The sequence below is a fragment of the Stakelama sediminis genome, from assembly GCF_014199335.1.
Classification (GTDB): Bacteria; Pseudomonadota; Alphaproteobacteria; order Sphingomonadales; family Sphingomonadaceae; genus Sphingomonas; species Sphingomonas sediminis.
On record NZ_JACIJI010000002.1, the window covers coordinates 44195 to 56165 of the forward strand.

Sequence of the window (11971 nt, forward strand, 5' to 3'; positions counted from 1 at the left end):
TTTGCGTAAAAAAATTGGTGACAAGTGACGCGTTGAAACGGGGCGTCTGGAGTCGGCTTTTTCGGTGTTTCGCTTCGAAATATATCGATCCTGTGCGGGAAGTTTTACACGCTTTTAAGGATGTTCCGGATATTAGGCGACGATGCTTCAGGGCCGCGTGGAAAAATCGGATGATCGACAGGGCGGCATATTCGCTATTGCCCGTCAGGCGGTTATCTGGCGCGCGGGCTCCCAGATTGCCGGTCAGATCATCACCTGGAGCGCGACCTTCCTGGTAATCCGGATTCTCGATCCGCATGATTACGGCCTCTTCGCGATGACTCAGGTGGTGATGAGCCTGCTTAACATGCTTAACGGTGCCGGTCTCGCGAGTGGATTGATTCAGAAGCCTGAAGCTGACGAACGCTCTATCCGCCAGCTATATGGTATGCTGATCGTCCTGAATTTCGGGCTGGGTATCGTCCAGTTCGCGACTGCGCCGCTGGTCGCCGCCTATTTCCGTCAGCCGATCGTCGCCGACCTGCTGCGGGTACAATCCTTCCTTTATTTCACCACGCCCTTTGTCGCCTTTCCTTATGCGCTGCTTGCGCGTGCGATCGATTTCAAGCCACAGGCCAAGGTCTATTTCCTTTCTTCGATCACCGGTGCTGTTGCGGCACTGTGCGGCGCGCTTGCGGGATTTGGTGTCTGGACGCTGATTCTCGCGCCCGCAGTGCTGTTCACCACCCGTGCGGTCGGCATGACATGGGCCTCAGGGCACCGATATCGACCGCTGTTCAATTTCCGCGGTGCGGGCGCCCTGGCAAAGTTCGGCGGATTGATGGCGGCAGGGCAGCTTTTCTGGGTGCTGCAAAGTCAGGCCGATGTGTTCATCGCCGGGCGTGTACTGACCCCATCCACGCTGGGGCTATATACGACGGGCTTGTTTCTGACGCAGATTCTGGTTTCCAAGTTCGTCCCCGCGATCAACGACGTCGCCTTTTCCGTCTATGCACGCATGCAGGACGATCGTGAGGCAGTGGCAGTCGGCTTTGCGCGATCATCGCGCATGGTAATGCTGGTGGCGATGCCATTCTATATCGGTCTGGCGGTTACTGCCGACCCGCTGGTCGCGACGGTGCTCGGCCCGAAATGGATTGCGGCCGGACCGATCGTCCGTTTGCTGGCGCTGGCGATGCCGATGATGACGTTGCAGGTGCTGGCAAGTCCCGCGTGCAGCGCGATGGGGCGCCCCGGTCTGGTCGCGAAAATCGGCGGTGTCGGTGCCGTCCTGATGACGATGTGCTTTGCGATTGGCCTGTTCTGGGGCGTTCAGGGGCTCGCTGCCTCCTGGTTCTTCGGATATGCGATTTACCTGATCTATACCGCCATTCGCGCCTTGCCGGTGATCGGCCTTTCGGCGGGAACGCTGGGTCGTGCGATCCTGCCGCCGATTATTGCTGCGGCGGCTATGGGGATCGTGGTTCTTCTGATCGACTCGCTGTTGCCGCCGATGTCTGCGCCGCCCCGGCTTGCCATTCTGGTGACGAGCGGCGCAGCGCTGTATTTTGGCTGGCTGGCCGTGTTTGCACGCGACATTCTGTTCGAAGCGATGGCGATGGTGCGGGGACGCGCTTATGGTGGTGACGCACCGATCCCGGCCACCACCGCCGCCGGATAGTCCGGTGCAGGTTGGGAAAAGAGACAAGCGCCAATCAGGCGGAAGGTTTTTCTGATCAGTCGATTTGCTCGGAACAGTTCGGAGCGAACGGCAGCATGGACAACGCCCCACTCAAACAAACTGCGTCGAACATCGTATGGAAGTCATTTCAGATCATTATAACAATCTGAGACCGGGGATCTCGACCGGACAAAATGACTGTTCCGGGTGAAGAGGTCAAACAACAGGGGAAATGGTGGACGCACTAGGGCTCGAACCTAGGACCCGCTGATTAAGAGTCAGCTGCTCTACCAACTGAGCTATGCGTCCATCCGGGGCGCGGGGACGGTCGTCGATGCCGTTGCCGCGATCAAGAGCGGCGCGGTTAGCACCGGGATGCCGGCCTTGTAAACCCCCGATTTTCGAAAAACTGCACCTATGGCGCTTTGCCTGGTTTGCGGTTCGCCCGGTCGATCGACATCAGCATGCCGAGACACAGCAGAACCGTCATCTGCGCAGACCCGCCATAGCTGAACAGGGGCAGGGGAATACCCACCACCGGTGCCAGCCCCATCACCATGGCCAGGTTGATCGCCACATAGAAGAAGATCGTTGTGGACAACCCCGCTGCGGTCAGCCGCGCGAACTTGCCTTTGGCATTCAGGCTGACATTGATGCCCCAACCGATGATGAGGAAGAAGGCGAGGATCAGCAACCCGCCGCCGATCAACCCCCATTCTTCTGCCATGGTGGCGAACACGAAGTCGGTATGGCCTTCGGGCAGATAATCGAGATGGCTTTGAGTACCGTGCAGGAACCCCTTGCCGAGAATGCCGCCGGAACCGATCGCGATCTTCGACTGGCTGATATGATAGCCCGCGCCCAGCGGATCGCTTTCGGGATTGAGGAAGATCAGCACGCGGTTACGTTGATAGCCATGCAGCAGGAAATTGACGGCAAGCGGGATTGCGACCGCAGCAGCCAGCCCGCCGCCGACAAACAGACGCAGAGGAACGCCCGCCAGAAACATGACGGTCAGCCCGCCAAAGGTAATCATCAACGCAGTGCCGAGATCGGGTTGCAGCATGACCAGCCCGGCCGGTAAGCCGATCAGGATGGCCGCAGGCCATAGGGCATTGAAACTGCGCGTCTGACTGGCAGGAAGATAGTCATAGAAGCGCGCTATCGCGAGGACGATTGCCGGCTTCATCAGTTCCGATGGTTGCAGCCGGATAAAGCCGAGATCGAGCCAGCGCTGCGCACCGCCACGCACCGCGCCCAGCAGTTCGACCAACACCAGCAGGAGGAGCAGTCCGCCATAAACCGGAAGGGCGATATTGGCCCAGAAGCGTACCGGCACCCAGGACAACAGGATTGCCATGAACAGGAATACGCAGAAGGTGAAGCCCTGACGCGCGGCCCAGGGCGTCATGCTGCCCCCCGCGGCCGAATAGAGCACGACCAGTCCGAACCCGCCGATTGCCATCACCAGCAGAATGACGAACCAGGGAAGTTGAGCAATCGGCGCGGGGATAATACCGGGCCGGTTCATTCAGGGCGATCCCGCGATTCCGCCGCATCGGTTTCGGCGGTGCGATCTGCGGTGGCGGCGGCTTCGACCACATTATTCTGCGCGCCTTCCACGTCCAGCGGAGGCGGCGGGACAGGCGTTTTCTGTGCTACCATAAAGGCTTCGCGCTGTGCCTTCATACGGGTTGTGATATCGCCGCCCCAGGTCGGTTCCAGCTCTGCCAGCTTTTTCAGCGCGCGTTCGCGGTCGAACAGATAGGTCATGGTATCGCGTGCAATCGGGGCAGCGTCCTGATCGCGAATAATGTGACCGCCATGTTCCAGCACCACCGAAATCGCATAACGTGGATTATCGGCCGGGGCATAGCAGACGAACAGGGCATGGTCGCGCAGCTTGAACGGCAGCGACGCATTGCTGCGCACCCCCGTTGCGCGTTCGGATCGGGTGATCCTTCGCACCTGGGCTGTGCCGGTCTTCCCGGCAAGCTGAATACCGTCAAGGTTCATGCGCGCCACCCCGCCGGTGCCGCCGCCGTTCACCACCGCCCACATGCCTTCATGAACGATCTGGAGTTTCTCCGGTGAGATATCGAGCATCGCGGCGGGGCGGTGCGGGCTGTCAAGCAGGATGCGTGGCACCACCATCCGTCCGCTGGCGATGCGCGCGGCCATCACCGCGAGCTGCATCGGATTGACCAGTACATAGCCCTGACCGATCGCCGCGTTCATCGAATCGGCCACGGTCCAGCGCTTGTGGTATTTCTTCTCCTTCCACGCGCTGTCGGGCACGGTACCGTAATATTGCGAGAGGAAAGGCAGGTCGTAGCGTGCTCCCAACCCCATTTCGCGCGCAGTCGGTGCAAAGCGGTCATAACCAAGCTCGCGTGCCATTTCGAAGAAATAGATGTCGCAGCTTTGTGCAATCGCCCGGCGCATCGTAATCGGGCCATGGCCGCCGCGTTTCCAGCAGTGGAAGCGCCCTGTACCAACCTGCAATACGCCGCGGCAATCGACCGTATGTTCCGGGTCGACGCCATTTTGCAGCAGCGCCAGCGCGTGCATCGGCTTGACCGTGGAACCGGGAGGATAGAGACCCTGCAGAACCTTGTTCATCAACGGAACATGGTCGTTTTCCGACAGCATCTTCCATTCCAGCTTGCCGATGCCTTCGGAAAAGCTGTTGGGATCATAGGCCGGCATCGACACCATCGCCAGCATGTCGCCGGTCAGCACGTCCAGTGCCACCAGCGATCCTGAATTGGTGGCGAGGCGGCGGGCGGCATATTCCTGCAACCCCGCATCGATGGTCAGGCGCACCGTCTGACCGGGTGTGTCGGGTTTGGTGGCCAGTTCGCGCACCGGCTTGCCGCGCGCCGTCACCTCGACGCGCTTGGCGCCGGGTTTGCCGCGCAGCCGCTTGTCGAGCGCCTTTTCCAGCCCGTCCTTGCCCAGCTTGAAGCCCGGCGTGACGAGCAGGGGATCATGGTCTTTCTGATATTGTTCGGCCGACGCAGTGCCGACATAGCCGGTAAGGTGCGCCACCGCCGCGCCCAGCGGATAATTGCGCGCAAAACCGCGCGTCGGGGCAACGCCGGGTAATTCGGGAATGCGCAGCGACACGGTGGCGAACCGGTTCCAGTCGAGATTTTCGGCGATCTGTACCGGCTGATAGCGCGCGGAGCGTTTCAGGTCGGTATGGATGCGGTCCATATCGTCGGGGGTCAACGCCAGCAGATCGTGCAGCACCCCCAGCTCGCGATCCTTGTCCTGCATCTGGTTCGGTATGACGTCGACACGGAAATCGGTGCGGTTGTCGGCGATCGGCGCGCCGTTCCTGTCGACGATCCAGCCGCGACGGGGCGGGATCAGGGTGGTGTTCACCCGGTTGCTTTCGGACAACAACTTGTAATGCTGGTTTTCCGCAACCGACAGCCAGGCCATGCGACCGACGAGCACCGTACCGATCAGCCCCTGACCTATGCCCAGAAAAGTGGCTCGACGAGAAAAGCTAAAGGATTGAGCTGCTTCCGTAACAATCTTGAAAGGACGCTTCATCGCCGGACACCCCGCCGGTCAAGCCGGACGCAAAGCGAAAAGACAAGCGGAAACAGCAAAATCGACACGACAATCTGGAGCAGCAGTAAAGTGTCAACATGGGTACCCAATGGGGTCGCGACAAGCCTTCCGAAAATAAGGGAGAATGCAATCGCACCGCCCGCGATCATCCAGTCAAGGAGAAAGTCGCGATAGACCAGCCTGTGATCGATCATATCGGCCACCAGAAAACAGATTGTCCAGCAGAACATCGCGCTGCCCATTGGCTGCCCGCTGATCAGATCGTCGAAAAAACCATAGGCCAGCGGCGACCATGGACGAAAGCGTTCGGGTTTGAGCAGGCGCCATGCCATCAGCATCATCAGACCGAATGGCGGCAGCACCGGAAAGCTGGCGACAAAGGGAAGCAACGTCATCGCCGAACCGCCGACAATGCTGACCGGAATTGCCCAGCGCAATTTCCGTGACACATGCGGTGGATTGAGCGTGCTGTTGACCGGGCTGCTCAAGGCACATCCCCGGGCGGTGCTTCCTGATCGGTGGCTGTTTTGGTCATCTGCTGCGGCAGAAACGCCTGCTGCACGAGTGCGAAATCGACTGAGTCGGGGCTGGCAAAGACCCGGCCCTCTACCGTGTCCTTGCCATTTTCCGCTGCGCGCGCGACCGGAATGTCGGGGGGATAGATGCCACCGGTGCCCGAGGTGACGAACGTATCGCCTTTCAGAAACGGTGCATTGGCCACTGAAGCGGACTTGATATCGACAAGCCCGTCGCCGCGCCCGGAAATCAGGACGGGAAGGCCGTCGCGGATACGCCGCGCGGGTACGACGCTTTCCGGGTCGAGGACCAGCATCACCAGAGCGCTATCGGGACCGGTTTCCAGCACGCGCCCGATCAGGCCGCGCGGGCCGCGTACCGGCTGGCGCGGGCGGACGCCCTGCCGTGATCCGGCGTACAGAACGGCATAGCGCCGTGTGCTGGTGGCCGAAGAACTGACAATTCTTGCGGCAACGACCACTTGAGGGTTGCCGTCGCGTAGTTTTAGCAGCATCCGCAGGCGCTGATTTTCGAGCGTCAGCGACCGCGCGCGCTGAATCTGGTCAGCCTGCTTCGCCAGTTCGGCCTTCAACGCGCGGTTTTCCGAAATGGTGTGGAAATGTGCCCCGATTGCACCGGGAATGCCGCCGATTCCACGGCGCACATTGTCGAGCCCGGCCGACACGGGCGTGGTCACTTCGCGGATTGCCCCGCGCGCCACGGCATATGCCGGTGGATTATAGCGGGCGAGCAGGATCAGGACGAGCGCAATGACCGCGCCGACGCCGGCAACGACATAGGAGATAAACAGTCCGTATTGCGCCCGCCGCGAAAATCCCGGGCGCCGGTTGCGTGGCGCCGCCATATGCTATCCGTCCCGATCAGACTGCCAGCAGGACACCGCGATAAATCGGATCCTCCAGCGCACGTCCGGTTCCCAGTGCGACACAGGTTAGCGGATCTTCCGCCACCGTCACCGGCAAACCGGTTTCATCGCGCAAAACTTCATCGATCCCGTGGAGCAGGGCGCCACCGCCGGTCAGGACAATGCCCTGATCGACGATATCCGCCGCGAGTTCGGGAGCGGTGTTTTCCAGCGCAATGCGCACACCTTCGACAATCGTGCCGACCGGTTCGCCCAGCGCTTCGGAAATCTGACCCTGATTGATCTGGATTTCCTTCGGCACGCCGTTCACCAGATCGCGGCCCTTGATGTGGATGGTCTGACCTACGCCGTCTTCCGGCGGCTTGGCGGTGCCGACTTCCTGCTTGATCCTCTCTGCGGTCGATTCGCCGATCAGCAGATTGTGGTTGCGACGGACATAGGAAACAATGGCTTCGTCCATCTTGTCACCGCCGACGCGCACGCTGGTCGAATAAGCGAGACCACGCAGGCTGAGCACCGCGACTTCGGTGGTGCCGCCGCCGATATCGACGACCATCGATCCGATCGGTTCGGTCACCGGCATATCCGCCCCGATTGCGGCCGCCATCGGCTCCTCGATCAGGAACACCTGGCTGGCACCGGCATTGGATGCCGCATCGCGAATCGCGCGACGTTCGACCGAGGTAGAACCCGAGGGCACGCAGATGACGATTTGCGGATGACGCCAGGGCATCGGCTGCTTGCCGCCATTCACCTTGGAGATGAAGTGCTTGATCATCCCTTCGGCGACGTCGATGTCGGCGATTACACCATCGCGCAGGGGACGGATCGCCTCGATCGTGCCGGGGGTCTTGCCCATCATCAGCTTGGCGTCGTCGCCGACCGCACGCACTTTGCGCACGCCGTTCAGCGTTTCGACCGCCACCACTGACGGTTCGTTGAGCACGACACCGCGGCCGCGCAGATAGACCACCGTATTCGCGGTCCCAAGGTCGATTGCCATGTCATGCGACATGAATTTGAAAAGTCGGGAAAACACCATCTACCGTTCCGTCCGTTCCGCGCCAGCGCCCGCGCGCGGTCATTCGCACAAATCCCTTGACCGAACGCAGCCGGGGTCGGGATAGCCGACTTCGGAATTCTGGCGCAAGCGGGTCGCGGGATGGCGTCGCTTGGGCTACAGCGATGTGTATGTCAATACGCCGATTGCCCGAACAGCTCGTCAACCGCATCGCAGCCGGTGAAGTGGTGGAACGCCCCGCCAGTGCGTTGAAGGAACTTGTCGAGAACGCCATTGATGCAGGCGCCACCCGGATTGCCGTCCGTCTGGCGTCGGGCGGTATCGATCTGGTCGAAGTCACCGACGACGGGTGCGGCATGACAACGGAGGATATGGCGCTGGCGCTGGAACGCCACGCCACCTCCAAACTGCCCGATGATGCGATCGAGGCGGTGACGACGCTGGGCTTTCGCGGCGAAGCCTTGCCCTCGATCGCCAGTGTCGCGCGCCTGACCCTGGAAAGCCGCGTGCGCGGCAATGAAGGCTGGCGTCGAGTCGTCGATAATGGCGAAGTGGTGGAGGAAGGGCCCGCCGCGCTGCCGCCGGGCACACGCGTCCGAGTCGAATCGCTGTTCGCCCGCGTGCCCGCGCGTCGCAAATTCCTGCGCACGCCACGCAGCGAATATGCCGCCGCCATGGACGTGATGCGTCGCCTTGCCATGGCGCGTCCCGATATCGGGTTTTCGGTCGAACATGACGGCAGGCGCGCATTGAGTGTCCAGCCGGGTGAAACCGGGCCGGAACGTGTGGCAGGGCTGACCGACCGGGCGCTGGCGGAAAACAGTGTCGGTGTCGATCATGAACGCGAAGGGCACCGGCTGGGTGGGGTGGCCAGCCTGCCGACCTTCAACCGCGGCGTTGCCGACCATCAATATCTGTTCGTCAACGGCCGTCCGGTAAAGGACCGTCTGCTCACCGGTGCGGTGCGCGGCGCCTATGCGGAGATGCTGGCGCGGGACCGGCATGCGGTGGTTGCGCTGTTCCTCGACGTGCCGACCGAGGCGGTGGACGTGAATGTCCATCCGGCCAAGACGGAGGTTCGGTTTCGCGATCCGCAACTGGTTCGCGGCCTGATCGTCGGCGGGTTGCGCCGCGCGCTCGATGCGGCGGGGCATCGCAGCGTCCAGCGCCCTGCGCCTTCCGCGCTTGCCGCCTGGCAGCAGGAACCGATGGACGCGCCGCAACCGGGTTCGGCGGCGCCTGAACTCGGCCTGATGGACCGTCCCGCAGTCTCGTCGGTACAGGACAGGCGACCGACCTTCATGACGCCGCCGCCGCAGGCACGCGCAGAACCTGCGTATCAGCCGCCGCCCGAACATACCGATTTCCCGCTGGGGGTCGCACGCGGGCAGGTGGCCAAAACCTATATCGTTGCGGAAGCGCAGGACGGGCTGGTGATCGTCGATCAGCACGCCGCGCATGAACGGCTGGTGCTGGAGCGGATGCGCGCGGCGATGAGCGGTTCGGGCGTCAGATCTCAGGCGCTGCTGTTGCCCGAAGTGGTCGAACTCGACGAGACGGCGTGCGACCGGCTGGAGGCGCGACTGGAGGAGCTCGCCGAATTCGGGCTGGAACTGGAACGCTTCGGCCCGCGCGCGATGCTGGTGCGCGCCACGCCCGCAATGCTGGGGCAGGGGGATGTAACCGGCCTTGTCACCGATCTGGCCGACGAACTCGCCGCCTATGACGAGGCGCTCAGTCTGAAGGAACGGCTCGATCATGTCGCCGCGACCATGGCGTGCCACGGTTCGGTGCGCGCAGGGCGCATCCTCTCGGTCGCGGAGATGAACGCGTTGCTGCGCGAGATGGAGGCGACGCCGCATTCGGGCCAGTGCAACCATGGTCGTCCGACCTGGGTCAAGCTGGGCATGGCCGATGTCGAAAAGCTGTTCGGGCGGAAATGAGGGAGCGTTGATCCGGTGCCGAAACAGGCCTATATTCCCTACGAGCCGCTCAACGTGCTCAAACCCGTGGCGCCCGATGTGTGGATTGTCGACGGGCCGGAAATACGGATGCGCTATCTGGGGCTGAAACTGCCTTTTCCGACGCGCATGACGCTGGTCCGGCTACCCGATGGCGGTATCTGGGTACATTCGCCGAGTGGTAACGACCCGGCATTGATGGACGCGGTGGCGCAACTGGGGCCGGTAACGGACCTGATCGCGCCCAACAGCCTGCATTACTGGTGGCTGCCCGACTGGTATGAACGCTTTCCCGGTGCGCGGGTGCATGTCGTGGAAGGCTTGGCCAAACGCGCGCGCCGTCCGTTGCCGCCGCACAAGGCACTGACCGCCAGTCCCGACATCGGCTGGGGTGGCGCGATCGACCAGATTCGCGCGCCGGGCAGTCTGCTGACCGAAGTCGATTTCTTCCATCGACCGTCGCGCACGCTGATCCTGACCGACCTTATCGAGAATTTTGAGCCGAAGCGTGTGCGCTCGCCGGTGCTGCGCCGGCTGATGCAGTTGTTCGGCGCAGCCGATCCCGACGGCAAGGCGCCCTATGACATGCAGCTCAGTTTCTGGCGACATCGCAAGGATCTGCGCCGCGCGGTCACACAGATGCTGGCGTGGAAGCCCGAACGTATCCTGATCGCGCACGGCCGGTGGTATCCGGACAATGCGGAAGCGGAACTGCGTCGCGCTTTTCGCTGGGTGTTATAGGGCCGTCTCCGAAACGATTGCCGCAATTGCGCCACACGGTTGCAGAAGGCGTATGCGTGCAATCCGCAATTGCATTCATGGTCGCGCAACCTTTGCGGTGGGTCGCGCATTATTACCGTCAACAGTCCGGTAATAATATTTGAAAGACAGAATGTTGACCCGAAGTGAAACGCAAATTGGCAAGCTTGTTCCGATCGCGCTCGCGCTGATTCCGCTTGCTTTTGTTGTCAGCGCCTGCGTGACCTGCCCTTGAGGTCGGTGGAGCAAGGCGCAGAACGTCAAAAAAGGCCGCCCGGTCGCCCGGACGGCCTTTTTGCTGGGCCGAAGCCGCGAAGCCGGTTCAGGCTTCGCTGGTCTCGGTCGTTTCTTCGTCGGTCGGTTCGGCTTCGATCTCGCCTGCTTCCAGGTTGGGATCGCGCTCTTCGGTGAATCCGGCTTCGTCCTTTTCGAACATCGCTTCCATCACGTCGATGCCCTGCTCCTGAAGCTCGGCTTCTTCCGGCGAACGCGCGACGTTGACCTTCACCGTCACCGCCACTTCGGGGTGCAGCGCAACCTTGACCTCGTACAGGCCGATATCCTTGATCGGCTTTTCGAGAACGACCTGCGACTTCGCGACCTTGTGGCCGTCCTCGACCAGGGCCTCGACGATGTCGCGCACCGCGACCGAGCCGTACAGATGGCCGGTATTCGATGCCTGACGGATCAGCGTGATCTGCGAACCGTCAATGGTCTTGGCCTCGCCCTCGGCCGACTTGCGACGCTCGGCATTTTCAGCCTCGATACGGTCGCGATTGGCTTCGAACACCTTGCGGTTGGCTTCGTTGGCGCGCAGCGCCTTTTTGTTGGGCAGCAGGAAGTTGCGGGCAAAGCCGTCCTTTACGGAAACGACATCGCCGATGGTGCCCAGCTTCTCGATACGTTCGAGCAGAATGACGTCCATGGGTCTTGCTCCTTACTTCACAATATAGGGCAGGAGGCCCAGATGGCGGGCGCGCTTGATGGCCTTGGCCAGCTCACGCTGCTTCTTCGCGCTCACGCTGGTGATGCGCGACGGGACGATCTTGCCGCGTTCGGATACGAAACCCTGCAGCAGGCGAACATCCTTATAATCGATGACCGGCGCATTCTTGCCCGAAAAGGGGCAGCTCTTGCGGCGGCGGAAAAACGGTCGTGCCATGTGCTTGCCTCCCTATCAGTCGTTATCGCGGCCGCGGCGGCGGTCGCTCTTGCGCATCATTACCGACGGACCCTGCTCATGCTCGTCGACGCGGATGGTCATGTAGCGGATGACGTCTTCGTTGATCGCGGTCTGGCGCTCCAGCTCGGCGACGACCGAACCCGGTCCGTCGATTTCGAGCATCACATAATGCGCCTTGCGGTTCTTCGCGATCTTGTAGGCGAGGCTGCGAAGACCCCAGGTCTCGGTCTTGACGACCTTGCCTTCATTGTCCTCGATGATCTTGGTGGCGGTTTCCGCCAGTGCGTCCACCTGCGCCTGTGCCAGATCCTGGCGCGCAAGGAACACATGCTCGTAAAGAGCCATGTCCACGTCCTTCTCTTTTGGCCGATCGCTGACGTGCGCCCCGTGCGCAACGCCC

The 11971-nt window shown here is 61.8% G+C and carries 11 protein-coding genes and 1 tRNA gene; 3 read left to right on the top strand and 9 right to left on the bottom strand.

All coding sequences use genetic code 11. The annotated features are described in order from the left end of the window. Positions 1-142: 142 nt before the first annotated feature. On the top strand, positions 143-1660 hold the full coding sequence (locus tag FHR23_RS06885) for a lipopolysaccharide biosynthesis protein (RefSeq protein ID WP_184002292.1): 1518 nt from the start codon (positions 143-145) through the stop codon (positions 1658-1660). A 233-nt stretch (positions 1661-1893) separates the two neighbouring features. Here the strand turns inward: FHR23_RS06885 and FHR23_RS06890 are convergent. From FHR23_RS06890 to FHR23_RS06915, 6 genes are all read right to left on the bottom strand, one after another. Continuing rightward, positions 1894-1969: transfer RNA gene (locus tag FHR23_RS06890), tRNA-Lys, on the bottom strand. Positions 1970-2075: 106 nt separating this feature from the next. After that, positions 2076-3191 carry a rod shape-determining protein RodA gene (gene rodA, locus FHR23_RS06895; RefSeq protein ID WP_184002294.1) on the bottom strand — a complete coding sequence of 372 codons (1116 nt, stop codon included), beginning with the start codon at positions 3189-3191 and terminating at the stop codon, positions 2076-2078. Further along, positions 3188-5224 carry a penicillin-binding protein 2 gene (gene mrdA / locus FHR23_RS06900; RefSeq protein ID WP_184002295.1) on the bottom strand — a complete coding sequence of 679 codons (2037 nt, stop codon included), beginning with the start codon at positions 5222-5224 and terminating at the stop codon, positions 3188-3190. Before mrdA ends, rodA begins: the two co-directional genes overlap by 4 nt. After that, the gene (gene mreD, locus FHR23_RS06905; RefSeq protein ID WP_184002296.1) at positions 5221-5733 is read right to left on the bottom strand and encodes a rod shape-determining protein MreD; all 513 of its coding nucleotides are present in this window, start codon (positions 5731-5733) and stop codon (positions 5221-5223) included. The genes mrdA and mreD overlap by 4 nt, the downstream gene beginning before the upstream one ends. Beyond that, complete coding sequence (locus FHR23_RS06910; protein ID WP_184002297.1) at positions 5730-6626, bottom strand: rod shape-determining protein MreC; 897 nt, start codon at positions 6624-6626, stop codon at positions 5730-5732. The genes mreD and FHR23_RS06910 overlap by 4 nt, the downstream gene beginning before the upstream one ends. A gap of 16 nt (positions 6627-6642) precedes the next feature. Next, the gene (locus FHR23_RS06915; RefSeq protein ID WP_184002298.1) at positions 6643-7689 is read right to left on the bottom strand and encodes a rod shape-determining protein; all 1047 of its coding nucleotides are present in this window, start codon (positions 7687-7689) and stop codon (positions 6643-6645) included. 149 nt (positions 7690-7838) lie between these two features. Here FHR23_RS06915 and mutL point away from each other — a divergent pair, with 149 nt between their 5' ends. Beyond that, positions 7839-9611, top strand: coding sequence for a DNA mismatch repair endonuclease MutL (mutL, locus tag FHR23_RS06920; RefSeq protein WP_184002299.1), 1773 nt, complete (start codon positions 7839-7841; stop codon positions 9609-9611). 15 nt (positions 9612-9626) lie between these two features. Beyond that, entirely contained in the window at positions 9627-10370 is a 744-nt protein-coding gene (locus FHR23_RS06925; RefSeq protein WP_184002300.1) for a DUF4336 domain-containing protein, read from the top strand. Positions 10371-10710: 340 nt separating this feature from the next. Here the strand turns inward: FHR23_RS06925 and rplI are convergent, their stop codons facing one another. Genes rplI through rpsF form a run of 3 tightly spaced genes read right to left on the bottom strand, consistent with a single transcriptional unit; the run spans position 10711 to position 11916 of the window. Further along, positions 10711-11313, bottom strand: a complete 603-nt coding sequence (rplI, locus tag FHR23_RS06930; RefSeq protein ID WP_184002302.1) for a 50S ribosomal protein L9 — start codon at positions 11311-11313, stop codon at positions 10711-10713. 12 nt (positions 11314-11325) lie between these two features. Further along, on the bottom strand, positions 11326-11550 hold the full coding sequence (gene rpsR / locus FHR23_RS06935; protein WP_184002304.1) for a 30S ribosomal protein S18: 225 nt from the start codon (positions 11548-11550) through the stop codon (positions 11326-11328). Positions 11551-11565: 15 nt separating this feature from the next. After that, on the bottom strand, positions 11566-11916 hold the full coding sequence (rpsF, locus tag FHR23_RS06940) for a 30S ribosomal protein S6 (RefSeq protein ID WP_184003195.1): 351 nt from the start codon (positions 11914-11916) through the stop codon (positions 11566-11568). Between the last annotated feature and the right edge of the window lie 55 nt (positions 11917-11971).